Below are 15,785 nucleotides of genomic sequence, written 5' to 3'. Positions count from 1 at the left end.
CTACTTTTTGATGTGTTGGACCTGTAATTAAAATGACCTCGGCACCAAGATTGGCGGCCGCTTTTGCAATTTCGAAACCCATTTTACCGCTGGAATGGTTCCCAATAAAACGGACAGGATCAATAGCCTCATAGGTTGGTCCTGCTGTAATAAGAATTTTCTTCCCATATAATTGCAATTGTCCTAAAATATCTTTCTCAATGAAGGCGACGATATCTTCTGGTTCTGCCATTCTACCTTCACCTACCAATCCACTTGCCAATTCACCACTCGTTGCAGGAATCATGATGTTGCCAAAACCCTTCAAAGTATTAAAAGAATTCAAGGTGCTTTTATGTTTGTACATGTCCAAATCCATTGCTGGTGCAAAATAAACAGGACATTTGGCTGAGAGATAAGTGGCCATCAATAAATTGTCACAAACACCATTGGCCATTTTTGCCATAGTATTTGCTGTTGCGGGCGCTATGATAAAAAGATCGGCCCATAACCCAAGTTCTACGTGGTTGTTCCACACAGCATTTTCATCGTCGTCATTGACAAATGAAGAATGAACTGGATTTTTAGATAAGGTTGAAAGGGTTAAAGGTGTAATGAAGTCTTTAGAAGCAGGCGTCATCACGACCTTTACGTGAGCGCCTGCCTTTATAAATAACCTAACAAGGTTTGCTGTTTTATAAGCAGCAATACCAGCAGTAATGCCCACAAGTATGTTTTTGCCGCTTAAAATTGACATAGTAATTATGCTTCTTTGATATCGTCTTCAGTATTTCTGAAATAAATTTTATCGTCCAACCATTCTTGAACTGCAAGCGCATGCGGCTTTGGTAATCTTTCATAAAACTTAGATACTTCAATTTGCTCTTTGTTTTCGAAGATTTCTTCAAGACTGTCATTATAGGTCGCAAATTCTTCAAGCTTATCAACAAGCTCTCTACGGATGTCCGTATTGATCTGTTCAGCTCTTCTTGAAATAACAGAAATAGCCTCGTAGATATTTCCTGTTGGCTCATCAATCTCATTACGGTCGTAAGTAATAGTACTTACTGGAGCATCAGTCTTTTTTAAATTCATCATTTCTATTTAATTAACTTTTTATACTATAGTGTTGAAGTGCGGTTTGCAATTCGGTATTCATTTTTGCTGCTTCAGACCCAAATTTAGATTCTGGATAAGCCTTATAAAACGAATTGTAATATTTAATAGCGGTATTTAAACGGCCTTCACGTTTATGTTCCACACTGTTGATTCCCAATTTGTAGGCAGAATCAAATCTGTAATACATAGCTTCTTCCCTAAGGGTTGTCCCTGGATAGTCCAAAAGAAAGTTATCAAAGGCTTTAATTGACGCTTCGTAATCTTCTGATTCAAAGTTCGCTATTTTGTTATAAAGTTTAGCTATTTCAAAAGCTTTCCTTTCCAATTTAAAATCCAGTTCCTGAATTAATTTATTAGCTTGTGGCAAATACTCTGATTCTGGAAATTTATTGATAAACATCTGAAGTTTTTCAATGGCTGTCACGGTTTCCTTTTGCTCTTTGCTGTATACCGGGGACAACATATAAAAACTTTTAGCGGCTAAAAATAGCGCCTCTTCAGCTTTTTCACTCTTTGGATACTGGCTTTCAAAACGTTCAAAATGATAGCCTGCCAAGTAGTAATCCTTCATCATATAAAATGAATTGGAATACATATACATCAACTTTTCCGCTTGGGGCTTCCCTCTGTACTGTGGAGCAATTTGTGCAAACAATTTATTGGCCTTGGCGAATTTACCGGCATCATAAAGTTCTGTACCCATTTTGAATTTTGTAGCAATGTCTTCAGATTTTAATGCCTTTTGATATTCGCTACAAGAAGACAGTACTAAAGTGAGCAATAAAGTATAACAAATGTTTTTCATCCAAGAATTGTTCTTCTTTGTATTGTTTAGTTGTAATGCCTGATTAAATATGGTCATAGATAAGGTAAAGTTTTAACAGCACTTCGACATTTTTAAACAGAATGCAAAAATACACATTTATAACGTATTATAAAATAAAAATTTCAAGCTAAAATAAGTGTTGAATTTAGGCTACAGAGACGTTTAAGTAAAATTTAACGTTTATTATTTATTTGAGAAGTGCGACAGATTTTTTAATTTTTTCTTTTAATACGTCTGATGCGACAACCAAAGGTAGTCTTACAGTATCTTGTGCCAATCCCAGAGCCTCAAAAATGGCCTTGATTCCTGCGGGATTGTTTTCTTCAAAAATCTGTGCGGTAACCTCCATCAATTTAAAGTGAAGCTTATAGGCCTCTTTTGCTTTACCTTCCAGTCCTAGACGGATCATAGTGGAAAAATCTTTAGGCAAAGCCTGCCCTAATACTGAAATAACTCCAGCGCCACCGGCCAAAACCACACCTAAGGCCAAATCATCATCTCCTGAAATGATTAAAAAATCGTCAGGTTTATTTTTTAACAATTGTAAATATTGTGCCACATTATTTCCTGCTTCCTTTATGGCAATGATATTTTTAAAATCATTGGCGAGCCTTAACGTAGTTGCCGGCAACATGTTTGATGACGTGCGTCCTGGCACATTATAAAGTATGATGGGTTTTGGTGACGCCTCAGAAATAGCTTTAAAATGCTGATAGACCCCCTCTTGAGTCGGTTTAGTATAATAAGGAGAAACCGACAGAATAGCATCAATTTCATCCAAGTTTGTAGATCTGATCTCTTCAATAATTTCAGCGGTATTATTACCTCCAATACCCAAAACCAATGGCAATCTGCCATTATTAGCTTTCTTTATGGTAGCAATGACGTCCTTCTTTTCCTGTTTTGATAGGGTCACACTTTCTGCAGTGGTTCCACAAATAACCAAATACTCTGTGCCGTTGTCAATATTATAATTGACAATGTTTGCCAGAGCATTATGATCAATACTCAAATCAGTTTTGAACGGGGTGATCAGCGCCACACCTGTCCCAAGGAATTTTGTCATTATATTTTATTTAATATGGTTAGATACTTTTTAAGTTCAATTTTAAATACCTCGAAATCATTAATTCCGACGTCCAATATAAAATCAAACAACCGATCATCAATGCCTGATAATCCTATTTTAAAATTGGCCTTTGAGAGTGCGGTGGCCATTTTCAACTCTAAAGCATCGGTTTTGTAAAATCCTAAAAGGGCATCAAATTCAGTTTCCAAAAACGTCTTAAGCTCTGCGTGCTTTATGTTTGCTCTCCAGCCAAAATCCTTTTTACTGAAATAATTACCCCATAAGCGCTCCGTTTTTTTCTCATCTTCAACAAAGACAACAATTTTGATTTTGGGCAATTGGATACCCATTTCGTGGAAGAGATTCTTAAAGACTTCAGCATCAGAAAATTCGGCTGCGTCAATAATAACGCCAATAGATTGTATCTTATTACTACTTATTGCAGAGTTTTTAGAACTTAGCAGCTTGCTGAGGAATTTTTGATTGGATTTTTCCTTAAATGCCTTTAAAATCATTTACTTTTGTTTTGGCAAAGGTAACGAACACAATACATTTATCTATTAACATCTTAGAAGTTATTCAATGAATTTTAAAAATCTTTTTCTGGTTCTAGGACTCCTTTTGGGCATGTCTTGCAAAACTCCAACAGATGTTTTCAAAATTGAAGGTAAAAACATAAACATCAATGATAGTTTACAGTCTGTAGCTAGTATTGAAGACTTCGTTAAACCCTATAGAGAAAATATTAACAAGGATTTGGACAGTATTTTGGGCTATTCGGTTGATACCTATTCCAAATCCGACGGCTATCTCAATACGGCCATTGGCAATTTACTGGCAGACGTGATTTATGACGAAGCCGACCCTATTTTTTTCAAAAGAACTGGAGAACATATCGACTTTGTTCTTATGAATCATGGCGGGATCAGATCCATCATTTCAAAAGGCCCAATTTCCAAAAGAACGGCGTTCGAATTAATGCCATTTGAAAACTCTATTGTGGTTTCAAAATTGCCCGGATCTAACGTAAAGGAGCTTTTAGATTACTTAGCTAAGGCTAAACGAGCTCATCCTATTTCGAAATTAAAAATAGTTTTGGACAAAGATGGCCAGCTGGTTGAAAGTTCAGTCAATCAAATCCCAGTTGATTTTAAGAAGACCTACTATGTTGCCACCAATGATTATCTTATTAATGGTGGGGATGGCATGGACTTTTTTAAAGGAAGTGAAGAGGTGATTGTGTTGGATTATAAAATAAGAAATGCCCTTATTGATTATTTTATGAAAACGGATACCATCAATCCTGTAGTTGACGACCGATTCATTCAGTTAAAGGATTAATATTTTTTGAAGTTATGAAACGAGGATGCCCAAGATTTTATGACGCATGGGGATCATTAATGGCGAACAGCATGCGACCATTAAAAAACAATAAACATTAACACATGAAAAGAAGAGAATTCATTCAACAAACAGCAGCTGCCTCGGCTTTGGTGGGACTGGGAGGATTTGGTCTGCAATCATTTTCTAGCAACCTAAAAAAGATTACCATTTTACATACCAACGACGTACACAGTCACATTGATCCTTTTGGACCTCAAGACGGCAGAAACCCCAATCAAGGAGGTGTTGCTAGAAGAGCGAGCTTGATTGAAGGCATTAGAGCCGAAAATCCACATACTTTATTATTGGATGCAGGCGATATTTTCCAAGGCACACCCTATTTTAATTATTACGGAGGTGAACTGGAATTTAAACTCATGAGTATGTTAAAATACGATGCGGCAACTCTTGGAAATCATGATTTTGACAATGGTCTTGAAGGTTTGTATGCCCAATTGCCCCATGCCAAGTTTGATTTCATCAGTGCCAATTATGATTTTTCAAATACCATCATCGATACGCATACCAAACCCTATAAGGTATTTATAAAAAACGGGATTAAAATAGGCGTTTTTGGTTTGGGGATCGAGCTTCACGGATTGGTGGACAAAAACATGTACAAAGAAACAGTATACCTTAATCCTATTGAGATTGCACAAGACATGACACGAATATTAAAGGAAAATGAAAAATGCGATCTCATTATCTGCTTGTCACATTTAGGTTACAACTATCGTAATAATCCCGAAAAACCCAGCGATCTTTCATTGGCCGCAGCTACCAAGGATATTGATTTGATAATTGGAGGCCATACACATACCTTCCTTAAAAAACCTACCATTGTAAAAAACATTATCGACAAAAATGTATTGGTCAACCAGGTGGGCTGCTTTGGAATTAATCTCGGAAAAATTGACTTCTATTTTGACAGTGCCAAAAATAAATCTTCGGAAGGCGTTTCCATTTTAGTTTAAGATTGAACGGACATTTGACTGGAGTGAGAAATTGACTTGAAAACTTTTCTTCCATTAATTCTCGTTGCAGGTTGATGATGGTTATAAACATAAATGCAGGCCATAAATAGCCCGATACTCTGAAATATGCTTTGAACCGCTTCAAATAACCAGAACTGAACATAAGAAGTTGTAATAAAACCTGATACATCAGAAAAAATAAAGCAACATACCACCGTTAAGAATATGATGGATTGCGCTGTCTCCTTACTCAAATAAATGGCAAAAGCCAAAAAGGCCATGACCAATAGCACCACACCTTTACTTACCATTAAGGATAATATTACAGTATCTTGAAAACTGCCTTTCAAACCGGTAAATAAAAGAAAGACAAAATAGGTGCTTATAAAAAAAACAACTATCAAATACCATGACACGAAACCCTCAAGTTTCACGCCTTTTAACTTTCCTAACATCACAAAGACCATCAATAAATAAGCACCGGTAAAGCACCATTCCGAAAATTTCGTGGAGAGACTGAATTGGTCAAAGGCATTAAATATAATTCCTAAAAAATAGAGCGCAAAAATAACCGAAAATATATTTGCCATTATTCTTTGCTTGTAAAAATAGAGGATAAGCACTATTGGGACTGTACTTAAAGTCATGGTTTTGGTGACTACAGAAAAACCATAATAAGAGCACAGCACATTGAGCGTAACAATTAAAACAAAAAATAAAGTGAGTGCCCAATTTGGGCACAAGGCATGCCATCTTTCCATGATAGATTTGTATAAGTAGGTAGGACAAATATAACAAATAAATCGACTTTAATCCTTGTTTTAATGTACTTCATCGATAATACTGTTAAAATTTCATTCTCGGCTCTATAATTAAAGCGAAGACCATGTGACTCTTGACAAGCATTTCAATAGTATTTATTAAAAAGACTCCATACCGAACCTACCTTAAGAACAATTAAATTTTTGAGAAATCATAATTTTGGCTCTAGAAGCTCGAGTTAATTGGAGAGGTGAGTCAAAATGGATAAAGGAGCTTAATGTCAACTTCCAAGCACTCCAGTATTGTTATAAAATCTGAAGCCAACATAACTATTCCCGAATGTGAATAAGTTTAAGCCACTAAATCGCGATACAAAGATTCTTTTTGGGGTTCATAAGAGAGCCTTGATTGCAAATAGAAAAACACAAAGGCTAGTACAAGAAAGAGAGAGCAAAACACATTCAGTAAATTAATGTTTGACACGTAAAAATATGCCAACTGGATCACCTCTGAAAAAAAGATAAATATGGATCCAATCAATAGATTGATGGACTTTTTATCATCCTTATGAATGTAATTGATAAGTGCTACGGTCAATAAAATCATAATGACCGAATTATAAATAAGTTCCACAAAATATTCATAATAGTTTAATCGATCTATGGCTGTATTAGTAACCACTATAACACAAAAAACATCAAGTAAAATTAAAATAATAAGATGAAATGGAAATTTTCTTAAAATCTCAACCAAGGTCATTGAGATTAAAATCTGTAATGTCAAGAATAGGTAAGCTAAAATATACAATGAATTTACAGTATAGTAAAGATAGTCAATGCCGTGGTTTGGAACGACAGGAACTTGCCAACCCACAAAGTTTAGAATTTCCGCAATGGAAAATGTGATTAAAAACAAAAAAAAGAGAACACGTTTATTATCAACCCTTATGTAATAGAGCACTGTTAAAAGTATCATCAACGAGGCTCTTACCCCAGCCGCTTCAACCTCCAATCCAAAAATTTGAAAGCCCATAAACACTACTGAAAGAGCAATCAATACACCGATTAAACTTTTCTGCATACTCATTTTAATAAATTATTAATCAGACAAATATAACCAATAAGAGCAATTAAACGAATAAAAATGCATTTAATCGATGAAATTAATTAATTTGTAAGAATTCTACTCTAAAAACTCTTTAAACTCATATTCGGAAATTATTGGAACCTGTAACTGCTCTGCTTTAATCCTTTTACTTGGTCCCATATTTTCTCCAGCAATAATATAACTTGTTTTTTTAGATATCGAGCCCGAAACCTTTCCACCATTATCTTCAATCAATTTTTTCAGTTCATCTCTTGAAACGGATTCGAATACACCAGAAACAACAAAAATCTGACCATTTAGTATATTGGTTTGATTGGCTAATGTTTCAGCACAAATCTCCAACTGCACCCCAAAGTTTTTCAAACGCTCAATAATTTTTTGATTCTGTTCTGAATTAAAGAAAGCGACCACGCTTTCGGCAATTCGCGTTCCTATTTCATCAACGGTTACCAGATCCGTAATTGTAGCTAAAGCTAAATTATCTATACTTTTGTAATGTGTGGCCAGCTTTTTTGCTACGGTCTCACCAACAAATCTGATTCCGAGTGCAAAAAGAACACGTTCAAATGGAACGCTTTTAGAAACTTCAATACCATTTATTAAATTGTCTGTGCTTTTTTCTGCCATTCGTTCCAAATGAATCACTTCTTCCTTCTTCAGCGCATACAAATCAGAATAATCGTGAATTAGGTTTTCCTTGACCAATAAAGCCACTGTTTCACCGCCTAATCCTTCAATATCCATTGCTTTCCTAGATATAAAATGTTGGATGCGACCTATAATTTGAGGTTGGCAACCATTATAATTCGGGCAATAATGTTGTGCTTCACCTTCATTTCTGACCAGTTCTGTTCCACATTCCGGACAGTGTTCAATATAGTGTGTAGGCTGAGAGTCTAGAGGTCGTTTTGTTAAATCTACTGCAATGATTTTTGGAATGATCTCACCCCCTTTTTCAACAAAAACAGTATCCCCTTCTCTTATATCCAGTTTTTCTATTTGATCTGCATTGTGCAATGAAGCGCGCTTAACCGTCGTCCCGGCCAATTCCACCGGTTTTAGATTGGCCACGGGAGTAATGGCTCCCGTTCGTCCTACTTGATAGGTTATTTCATTTAGGAGAGTTGATACCTGCTCTGCTTTAAACTTATAGGCAATAGCCCATCGTGGCGATTTTGACGTATAGCCCAATTCATCCTGCTGATGCAAATCGTTTACTTTAACCACAACGCCATCGGTTTCATAGGGCAATTCATGTCTATGAACATTCCAATAATCGATAAACTCCAGCACCTCTTCAATTGAGTTTGCCAAGGCGGCCGCTTTAGGCACTTTAAACCCCCAGGAACGTGCCTTCTCCAAACTTTCAAATTGTGTGCTGAGGTTTAAATTATTCCCAGTGATATTATAAAGCAAACATTCCAAAGGTCGTTTTGCAACTTCAGCACTATCCTGAAGCTTTAAACTACCCGATGCTGTATTTCTAGGATTTCGATAGGGCTCCTCGCCTATTTCAATACGCTCTTCATTCATTTTAATAAAGCCCTCAAAAGGCAGCACAATTTCTCCTCTAATATCAAATCTTGGCGGATAATCGCCTTTTAAACGTAAGGGCACTGATCTGATGGTTTTGATATTGGCGGTCACATCATCGCCCTGCACGCCATCTCCTCTCGTTATGGCTTTCAGCAAGGTCCCATTTTCATAGGTCAAACTTATGGACGCGCCATCATATTTTAACTCGCAAACAAACTGTACGTCACCGTCGATCATTTTTTTGACCCGCGATTCCCAATCTAGGAGATCCTCTTTAGAATAGGAATTATCCAAAGAATACATTCGATGATCATGCACCACCGTTTTAAAACTTTTGGTAACTGCTCCACCTACGCGTTTGGTTGGCGAATGTGCGTCGGCAAATTCCGGATGTGCATCCTCCAACGCTTGCAATTCTTTTAATCTAACGTCAAAATCATAATCCGTAATTGTGGGTTGATCAAGAACGTAATAATTGTAGTTGTGTTGATTAAGTTCGTCTCTAAGCTTTAAAATTTGTTCTTGAATATCCATTGGGTTTATTGAGAGGTAAATTGTCTTTTTTCCTTTATCTTTAGGCCTCTAATATACTAAAATGCACATCAAGAAAATAGCCGTACTTATAGTTTTTATTTCATTCTTATATAACTGCGACTCTCCAAAGACTAAACATCCAATGCCACAAATCCTTCCAATGCCCGATCATTTGGAAACCACTAGAGGAGAGTTTTTTCTGGACAATTCAGTCGGGATGTCATTTGATGACAATTTTAAGGTCTCAGCCACTTTTTTGAAGGAATTTATAGAAACTGGCAGTTCAATTAAGTTACAGGAGAACAATAAAATAAGCTTTATTCAGGACGAAAGCATAGTGAATGACGAAGGCTATCAATTGACCATCTCACCAAAACAGATTGAAATTAGGGCAAAAACCGATCACGGTGCTTTTTACGCAGTACAATCTTTACGGCAACTGCTTCCCACAGACTTAGAAAATGGTACATTTAATCATGAAAGCATTACCATTGGGTGTGTAACTATTAAGGATGCACCACAATTTAAACATAGAGGCATGCATTTGGATGTAGGTCGCCATTTCTTTTCGGTGGACTTTATCAAAAAATATATTGACGCGTTGGCCATGCTTAAGATGAATACATTTCACTGGCACCTTACTGAAGACCAAGGTTGGCGGATTGAGATCAAGAAATATCCAAAACTTCAAGAGATTGCCGCTTTTAGGGATCAAACACTTATTGGCAGTTACAATGCCGATCCGCAACAATTTGACGGCAAACGCTATGGTGGCTTTTATACGCAAGAAGAGATTAAAGACGTTGTGGCCTATGCCCGAAGGCGTCATGTGACCATTATTCCTGAAATAGAAATGCCAGGTCATGCACAAGCCGCTATTTCAGCATACCCAGAATTGGGCTGTTCCGGCGAGCAGATTAAAGTAGCCGAAACTTGGGGTGTTTTTGACCACATCTTCTGCTCCAAAGATGAAACCTTCGAGTTTTTAGAAAATGTATTGGATGAAGTTTTAGAGCTCTTCCCTAGTAAATATATTCATATTGGAGGTGACGAGGCGCCCAAAACACATTGGGAAAAATGTCCTAATTGTCAACAGCGCATTAAAGAGGAAGGTTTAAAAGACGAACATGAACTCCAAAATTATTTTATCACAAGAATAGAAAAATATCTGAATGGTAAAGGCCGACAGATTATTGGTTGGGATGAAATTTTGGAAGGTGGTTTGGCTCCTAATGCCACGGTCATGTCATGGCGTGGCACACAAGGCGCAATAGAAGCTGCAAAACAGCACCACAATGTGATCATGACGCCAACTTCGCATTGTTATTTTGATTACAAACAATCTGACAACGAGAATGAACCATTAGCGAACAGCGGTGGGTTTTTACCCTTGGAAAAAGTGTATAGTTTTAATCCAATTCCGGAGGAGCTAACTAAAGAGGAATCCAAATATGTTTTAGGCGGACAAGGAAATATTTGGACGGAATACATCCCCAATGAAAAGCAATTGGAATATATGGCATTCCCCAGAATCCTGGCCATGAGCGAAGTACTTTGGTCACCAACCGATAAGAAAAACTATCCCGACTTTGTGGCGCGCGTAGACAATTTCCATCAACGCTTGGATGCTTTGGATATTAATTATGCCAACCATTTATACGAAGTGGACGGTGGCGCCGTTACTGGTGGCTACGAATTGAAATCGATTTTAAAGAACAAAACTATCCGCTACACAACTGACGGCACCGAGCCAAATGGAACATCGGAAGTTTATTCAGGAGTCATCCCAATCAACAAGGATCTTGTCATAAAAGCGGCCATTTTCGACGCTGACAAAAAACAGGGCGCAACATTTACACAGCCTATCACTTCTCATAAAGCACTTGGAAAAAAAATCAGTATTAATGTACAGCCGAGTAAAACCTATTCAGGAAGTGGCATTGGAGGATTGATCAACGGAATTTCAGGAAGCGATACACGAGTAAACGATAAAGAATGGTTGGGGTTTGATGGCGTCGATTTGGAGATTACGATTGATTTAGGTGAAGAAACGGAGATCCGTTCAATAGAAACGAGATTTTATGAGGCGCCTTGGATGTGGATTTACGCTCCAAAAAAGATAGCCTATGGAATTAGTCAAAATGATATCTATTCCGAAGCTGAAATCGCAGAGAGCATTAACACTCATGCAAAAGTTAAAATCGAACTCAACGAAACCACGCGTTACATTCATTTAAGAATTCCCAATTCTAATTTGATTCCACAAGGAAAACAAGGTGCAGGGAATAAACCTTGGACATTTATTGATGAAATAATAATTAATTAACACCAATTCCAACCTGACCGTCCCGATAGCTATCGGGATGGTCAGGTGTTAAGAAAGTAAACGTTATATTAAAGAAATAACCATGATCTTAGAAATCTGTGCTTCCAATTACCAATCGGCAATTAACGCCCAAAACGCTGGCGCCCATCGTATAGAATTATGTTCAGAGTTGGCGGTCGGTGGCATTACGCCTTCTTATGGCTTGATAAAACTGGCCATTAAAAATTTGAGCATTCCTGTTTTTGTACTCATCAGACCAAGGAGTGGCAATTTCACCTATTCTGAAGCGGACTTTGAAATTATGAAACAGGACATTCAAATCTGTAAAAAACTGGGCTGTGCCGGCATTGTTTCTGGCGTTTTAAATTTAGATAATACGGTTGATGTTGAGCGAACAAAGGAATTGATAGAGCTCTCAAAACCCTTGCCTTTCACGTTTCATCGTGCCTTTGACCGCACACCGAATCCTTTTGACGCCTTAAAAGCGTTGATGGAACTCAAAGTAGACCGTATTCTTACTTCGGGACAAGCAATTTCAGCAGAAAAAGGAATACTGATATTAAATCAATTAAATCAATTGGCGGATGGCGTACTTACAATTCTTCCGGGATCTGGAATCAATCCGAAAAATATTTTAATTTTTAAGGGCGCTGGATTCAAGGAAGCCCATTGCTCTGTAGTACTATCCCCAGAAGCTAAAGCCTCCACCACTATCCCGATGAATACTCCTAATTTTTTGAATGAAGGCCAAGAACTGGCATCCAACGTAGACGTTATTGCAGCTATGCTAAAGATTATCAGCAATTAATGGGTTAGGTTTTATCCCCTCTTACAAAAATAAATAGTCAGGAAAATTTAGTTGCAGAAACCATTCGGTCATTACCAAAAATATCCTTTTTGAGCTCAACATCCTTAAAACTTGAATCTTCAAGTAATTGAACCATTTCTGGTCCTAAATATTGATTGATTTCAAAAAATAGTTGCCCTTTGCTCTTGAGATTTACTTTTGAAAATTCAGCTATCTTTTTATAGAAAATAAGCGGATCATTATCAGTTACAAATAATGCCAAAGAAGGCTCATGTTGCAAAACATTGTCGCTCATTTGGGATTTTTCCAAAGGCCTAACATATGGCGGATTGGATACAATTACGTCGAATTTCAAATTTTCAAAATCCGAATTCCAATTTAGAATATCCAACTCCGTAAACTCCACATCTACCTGATTTAGCTTGGCATTAGTTTTGGCCACCGTTAAGGCTTTTCTACTTATATCTACAGCATGGACAGTGGCGTCAGATCTGTTTTTAGCCAAGGAAATGGCAATACAACCCGTTCCCGTTCCAATATCTAGAATGGTAAAGTTTTCCCTTTTGGATGTTGAAGAATCCAATACCCACTGTACCAATTCCTCAGTTTCTGGTCTTGGTATCAACGTACTTTCGGTAACCTTAAATGGCAAACCGTAAAACTCAGTCGATCCGATAATATATTGTATAGGCTCCTGATTCTTAAGCCGCATGATGGCATTTTCAAACTTTTCCGTTTTCTTTCCTGAAATAGGCGCATACAGATTCAAGCTCACTTCCACAGGTTTCATTTTCAAAAAACACTCAGACAATAAATTAAAAAAAGATTTAATTTCCGTTTCTGGATACTCCTCCTTTAATGAGCTATAAAAGTGTTCTCGTAGTGTTTTTAAAAGCATTATAAAGATTTTAACATCCAAACATTACAAGAATAATGTCCCGTATCACCCATTGGTCCTTCCAAAGGTTCAAATCCAGTTTTGGAATAAAGTTTTGTGGCATCTGTCATATAAGGCAAGGTTTCGAGATAGCATTTTTCATAACCAAACAATTTAGCCTTTTGCAAACAAGTGGTCATCATTTTGGTGCCGAGCCCCTTCCCTCGCGCTGCTGGTAAAAAATACATTTTTTGCAATTCACATATACTGCCCTCAAAATTTTCTAATTGGGCTATTCCTGCACCGCCAATAATTTTCCCTTGATCTTCTATTACAAAATAAGTTGCTTTATCCTTATTATAAGTAGCGGTCATTTCATCAAGAGCTTTGTCAGCATAGGCAGTTCCAACTTTCGGCACTCCCATTTCCGTCAACACCGCACGAATAACCCGTGCTATTTGCATGTCATCTTCAGTTTTAATTTCTCTGATCAGGATAGCGGCTTTGCTCACGATATTATGTTATTTTTGTCACGAGAATTATCGGGATGAATATACATGAAAAATATATAAAACGTTGCATTGAAATCGGTAAAAATGGGTTGGGCACCACAGCGCCAAACCCTATGGTTGGTTGTGTAATTGTGCATGACCAAACAATTATTGGCGAGGGTTTTACAAGTCCGTACGGCGGGGCTCACGCAGAAGTGAATGCCCTAAATAGCGTAAAAAACCCGAATTTACTTTCAAATTCAACACTTTATGTAACTTTAGAACCCTGTTCACATTTTGGAAAAACCCCGCCGTGTGCAGACGCCATAATCAACAATAAAATCCCAAAAGTAGTCATTGGCACTATTGATACACACAGTAATGTTGCAGGAAAAGGGATAGAAAAACTAAAAGCTTCAGGATGTGACGTTATTGTCGGCGTTTTGGAAGCGCAGGTCAAAGAACATCACAAACGCTTTTTCACATTTCACAATAAAAAACGGCCGTATATCATATTAAAATGGGCAGAAACTGCCGATGGTTTTATTTCCCCATCCACAAGGGATGAACAAAAACCTGTTTGGATCACCAATGAACTTTCACGACAATTAGTGCATAAATGGCGGGCCGAAGAACAAGCTCTTTTAGTAGGAACCAATACGGTAATTGAAGATAATCCGAGTTTGACAACAAGAGATTGGAACGGAAAAAATCCCGTACGAATTGTTTTAGATAAAAATTCACGTCTGGCTAAAAACGTTGCTATTTTTGATGGCCACGCAAAAACAATTATAATAAGTGAGACACACGAAGCAGGGAACCGGGAGAGCTATGACGATGATTTTGAAAACACCCACCCATCCGTGAATCGGGAATTTCTAAATTGGGATTTAAAAGATAAAATCGCCGAACAAATTTGCACAATTCTTTTTAGCCAAGATATTAATTCAGTCATTATTGAAGGGGGTCGCCAAACGCTTCAAACGTTCATAGATGAAGGTCTTTGGGATGAAGCTCGTGTTTTTAAAGGTACCATAAACTTCACCACTGGCACAAAAGCACCTCATTTTTCAGGAAGTTTGTTTTCAGAAGAAAAAATTATCAACGATACCTTAAAGTTTTATACACATGATTAAAAATATAATATTCGATTTTGGGGATGTTTTTATCAATCTAGATAAAAAAGGCGCGATGGACAATGCGCTCAATCTCTTCGGAATTGATGAACTCGCTGATGAAATACACGCCGTAAATATTCTTTATGAACAAGGCCTTATGAGTACCGATGAATTTCTGGAATTCTATATGGACAATTTTCCAGATCATGACAGAGATGCACTTTTAGATTCCTGGAATTACATCTTAAGGGATTTCCCCTTGCACAGATTGGAGTTTTTAGAACAGTTGGCGGCCGACAAAAAGTATAAGCTCATTTTATTGAGCAACACGAACGAGTTGCATATCAACTGGATCAAAGAAAATGTGAATTTCTACGAAGAGTTTAAAGCTCATTTTGACGCCTTTTATCTGTCCCATGAAATTCAGTTAAGGAAACCAAACGCCAATATTTACGAATTTGTTTTAAAAGAGAACAACATAAAAGCCGAGGAGACCTTATTTATTGATGATACTGAAGAAAACATAGTTTCTGCCTCCAAATTGGGCATCCATACCTGGCATATCAACCCAGAAACTGAGGACATCACTACATTGATGTCAACCAAAAGTGATCTATTTTGATTTACCTTGTTCTCAGTATCATTGCGTCACTATTAATTTTTGTCGTATTTAAACTACTCGAGAAATTTAAGGCCAATACCTTTCAGGCTATTGTAGTCAATTATATTGTTGCCTTTAGCTTTGGCGTGCTCAGTGTACAAGAATTTGTTACTGTCACCCTTTTATTAAATTCTGAATGGTTTCTAGGCAGTATCCTTATGGGCGCCATGTTTATCGGCCTTTTCACGATGATGGCTTGGACCGCACAAAAAAAC

General features: G+C 37.3%; 16 protein-coding genes and 1 pseudogene. 7 read left to right on the top strand and 10 right to left on the bottom strand.

Annotated features, from left to right (window positions below; genetic code table 11):
• From coaBC to VLZ86_RS02230, 5 genes are all read right to left on the bottom strand, one after another.
• The coding region (gene coaBC / locus VLZ86_RS02250) for a bifunctional phosphopantothenoylcysteine decarboxylase/phosphopantothenate--cysteine ligase CoaBC (protein WP_325448287.1) at positions 1-736 on the bottom strand (736 nt) is incomplete at its 3' end.
• 5 nt (positions 737-741) lie between these two features.
• Complete coding sequence (locus VLZ86_RS02245) at positions 742-1,074, bottom strand: DNA-directed RNA polymerase subunit omega (RefSeq protein ID WP_190246221.1); 333 nt, start codon at positions 1,072-1,074, stop codon at positions 742-744.
• A 13-nt stretch (positions 1,075-1,087) separates the two neighbouring features.
• Complete coding sequence (locus VLZ86_RS02240; RefSeq protein WP_325448289.1) at positions 1,088-1,903, bottom strand: outer membrane protein assembly factor BamD; 816 nt, start codon at positions 1,901-1,903, stop codon at positions 1,088-1,090.
• Positions 1,904-2,111: 208 nt separating this feature from the next.
• Positions 2,112-2,990, bottom strand: a complete 879-nt coding sequence (gene dapA, locus VLZ86_RS02235) for a 4-hydroxy-tetrahydrodipicolinate synthase (protein WP_325448285.1) — start codon at positions 2,988-2,990, stop codon at positions 2,112-2,114.
• Positions 2,990-3,508, bottom strand: a complete 519-nt coding sequence (locus VLZ86_RS02230) for a DUF6913 domain-containing protein (RefSeq protein WP_325448283.1) — start codon at positions 3,506-3,508, stop codon at positions 2,990-2,992. Before VLZ86_RS02230 ends, dapA begins: the two co-directional genes overlap by 1 nt.
• Positions 3,509-3,575: 67 nt before the next feature.
• Here VLZ86_RS02230 and VLZ86_RS02225 point away from each other — a divergent pair, with 67 nt between their 5' ends.
• The gene (locus tag VLZ86_RS02225; protein ID WP_325448281.1) at positions 3,576-4,334 is read left to right on the top strand and encodes a 5'-nucleotidase; all 759 of its coding nucleotides are present in this window, start codon (positions 3,576-3,578) and stop codon (positions 4,332-4,334) included.
• A gap of 104 nt (positions 4,335-4,438) precedes the next feature.
• Positions 4,439-5,350 (top strand): metallophosphatase, encoded by a 912-nt coding sequence (locus tag VLZ86_RS02220; RefSeq protein ID WP_325448279.1) that lies wholly within the window; start codon positions 4,439-4,441, stop codon positions 5,348-5,350.
• Here the strand turns inward: VLZ86_RS02220 and VLZ86_RS02215 are convergent.
• The 3 genes from VLZ86_RS02215 to ligA all read right to left on the bottom strand — a co-directional run bounded on the left by VLZ86_RS02215 (position 5,347) and on the right by ligA (position 9,289).
• Positions 5,347-6,111 (bottom strand): hypothetical protein, encoded by a 765-nt coding sequence (locus VLZ86_RS02215; RefSeq protein WP_325448277.1) that lies wholly within the window; start codon positions 6,109-6,111, stop codon positions 5,347-5,349. The genes VLZ86_RS02220 and VLZ86_RS02215 overlap by 4 nt on opposite strands.
• Before the next feature lie 352 nt (positions 6,112-6,463).
• Positions 6,464-7,198 (bottom strand): hypothetical protein, encoded by a 735-nt coding sequence (locus VLZ86_RS02210; RefSeq protein ID WP_325448275.1) that lies wholly within the window; start codon positions 7,196-7,198, stop codon positions 6,464-6,466.
• Positions 7,199-7,294: 96 nt separating this feature from the next.
• Entirely contained in the window at positions 7,295-9,289 is a 1,995-nt protein-coding gene (ligA, locus tag VLZ86_RS02205) for an NAD-dependent DNA ligase LigA (RefSeq protein WP_325448273.1), read from the bottom strand.
• Positions 9,290-9,350: 61 nt separating this feature from the next.
• Between ligA and VLZ86_RS02200 the strand changes: the two genes are divergently transcribed.
• On the top strand, positions 9,351-11,615 hold the full coding sequence (locus VLZ86_RS02200; protein ID WP_325448271.1) for a family 20 glycosylhydrolase: 2,265 nt from the start codon (positions 9,351-9,353) through the stop codon (positions 11,613-11,615).
• A gap of 82 nt (positions 11,616-11,697) precedes the next feature.
• Positions 11,698-12,423 carry a copper homeostasis protein CutC gene (locus VLZ86_RS02195; protein WP_325448269.1) on the top strand — a complete coding sequence of 242 codons (726 nt, stop codon included), beginning with the start codon at positions 11,698-11,700 and terminating at the stop codon, positions 12,421-12,423.
• A 37-nt stretch (positions 12,424-12,460) separates the two neighbouring features.
• Here the strand turns inward: VLZ86_RS02195 and prmC are convergent, their stop codons facing one another.
• Both prmC and VLZ86_RS02185 read right to left on the bottom strand, forming a co-directional pair.
• The gene (gene prmC / locus VLZ86_RS02190; RefSeq protein ID WP_325448266.1) at positions 12,461-13,321 is read right to left on the bottom strand and encodes a peptide chain release factor N(5)-glutamine methyltransferase; all 861 of its coding nucleotides are present in this window, start codon (positions 13,319-13,321) and stop codon (positions 12,461-12,463) included.
• The gene (locus VLZ86_RS02185; RefSeq protein ID WP_325448264.1) at positions 13,321-13,812 is read right to left on the bottom strand and encodes a GNAT family N-acetyltransferase; all 492 of its coding nucleotides are present in this window, start codon (positions 13,810-13,812) and stop codon (positions 13,321-13,323) included. Before VLZ86_RS02185 ends, prmC begins: the two co-directional genes overlap by 1 nt.
• Positions 13,813-13,847: 35 nt before the next feature.
• On the opposite strand from VLZ86_RS02185, the gene ribD reads away from it, so the two are divergent.
• The 3 genes and pseudogenes from ribD to VLZ86_RS02170 all read left to right on the top strand — a co-directional run.
• Positions 13,848-14,927, top strand: coding sequence for a bifunctional diaminohydroxyphosphoribosylaminopyrimidine deaminase/5-amino-6-(5-phosphoribosylamino)uracil reductase RibD (gene ribD, locus VLZ86_RS02180; RefSeq protein WP_325448262.1), 1,080 nt, complete (start codon positions 13,848-13,850; stop codon positions 14,925-14,927).
• The gene (locus VLZ86_RS02175) at positions 14,920-15,531 is read left to right on the top strand and encodes an HAD family phosphatase (RefSeq protein WP_325448260.1); all 612 of its coding nucleotides are present in this window, start codon (positions 14,920-14,922) and stop codon (positions 15,529-15,531) included. Before ribD ends, VLZ86_RS02175 begins: the two co-directional genes overlap by 8 nt.
• Positions 15,528-15,785: pseudogene (locus VLZ86_RS02170) on the top strand (EamA/RhaT family transporter); the annotation flags it as partial. The gene VLZ86_RS02175 and the pseudogene VLZ86_RS02170, both read left to right, overlap by 4 nt.

It is taken from the genome of Gelidibacter sp. (assembly GCF_035515035.1).
In the GTDB taxonomy this organism is placed as follows: Bacteria; Bacteroidota; Bacteroidia; order Flavobacteriales; family Flavobacteriaceae; genus Gelidibacter.
Note: the sequence above shows the minus strand (reverse complement) of the source record. Positions and strands in the feature narration are given on the sequence as shown.

Coding starts and splice junctions, on each gene's coding strand:
- VLZ86_RS02215 (WP_325448277.1), bottom strand. CDS start 6,111: ATGGAAAGATGGCATGCCTTGTGCCCAAATTGGGCACTCACTTTATTT.
- VLZ86_RS02195 (WP_325448269.1), top strand. CDS start 11,698: ATGATCTTAGAAATCTGTGCTTCCAATTACCAATCGGCAATTAACGCC.
- VLZ86_RS02175 (WP_325448260.1), top strand. CDS start 14,920: ATGATTAAAAATATAATATTCGATTTTGGGGATGTTTTTATCAATCTA.
- VLZ86_RS02210 (WP_325448275.1), bottom strand. CDS start 7,198: ATGAGTATGCAGAAAAGTTTAATCGGTGTATTGATTGCTCTTTCAGTA.
- VLZ86_RS02230 (WP_325448283.1), bottom strand. CDS start 3,508: ATGATTTTAAAGGCATTTAAGGAAAAATCCAATCAAAAATTCCTCAGC.
- ribD (WP_325448262.1), top strand. CDS start 13,848: ATGAATATACATGAAAAATATATAAAACGTTGCATTGAAATCGGTAAA.
- ligA (WP_325448273.1), bottom strand. CDS start 9,289: ATGGATATTCAAGAACAAATTTTAAAGCTTAGAGACGAACTTAATCAA.
- VLZ86_RS02200 (WP_325448271.1), top strand. CDS start 9,351: ATGCACATCAAGAAAATAGCCGTACTTATAGTTTTTATTTCATTCTTA.
- VLZ86_RS02220 (WP_325448279.1), top strand. CDS start 4,439: ATGAAAAGAAGAGAATTCATTCAACAAACAGCAGCTGCCTCGGCTTTG.
- VLZ86_RS02245 (WP_190246221.1), bottom strand. CDS start 1,074: ATGAATTTAAAAAAGACTGATGCTCCAGTAAGTACTATTACTTACGAC.
- VLZ86_RS02240 (WP_325448289.1), bottom strand. CDS start 1,903: ATGAAAAACATTTGTTATACTTTATTGCTCACTTTAGTACTGTCTTCT.
- dapA (WP_325448285.1), bottom strand. CDS start 2,990: ATGACAAAATTCCTTGGGACAGGTGTGGCGCTGATCACCCCGTTCAAA.
- VLZ86_RS02225 (WP_325448281.1), top strand. CDS start 3,576: ATGAATTTTAAAAATCTTTTTCTGGTTCTAGGACTCCTTTTGGGCATG.
- prmC (WP_325448266.1), bottom strand. CDS start 13,321: ATGCTTTTAAAAACACTACGAGAACACTTTTATAGCTCATTAAAGGAG.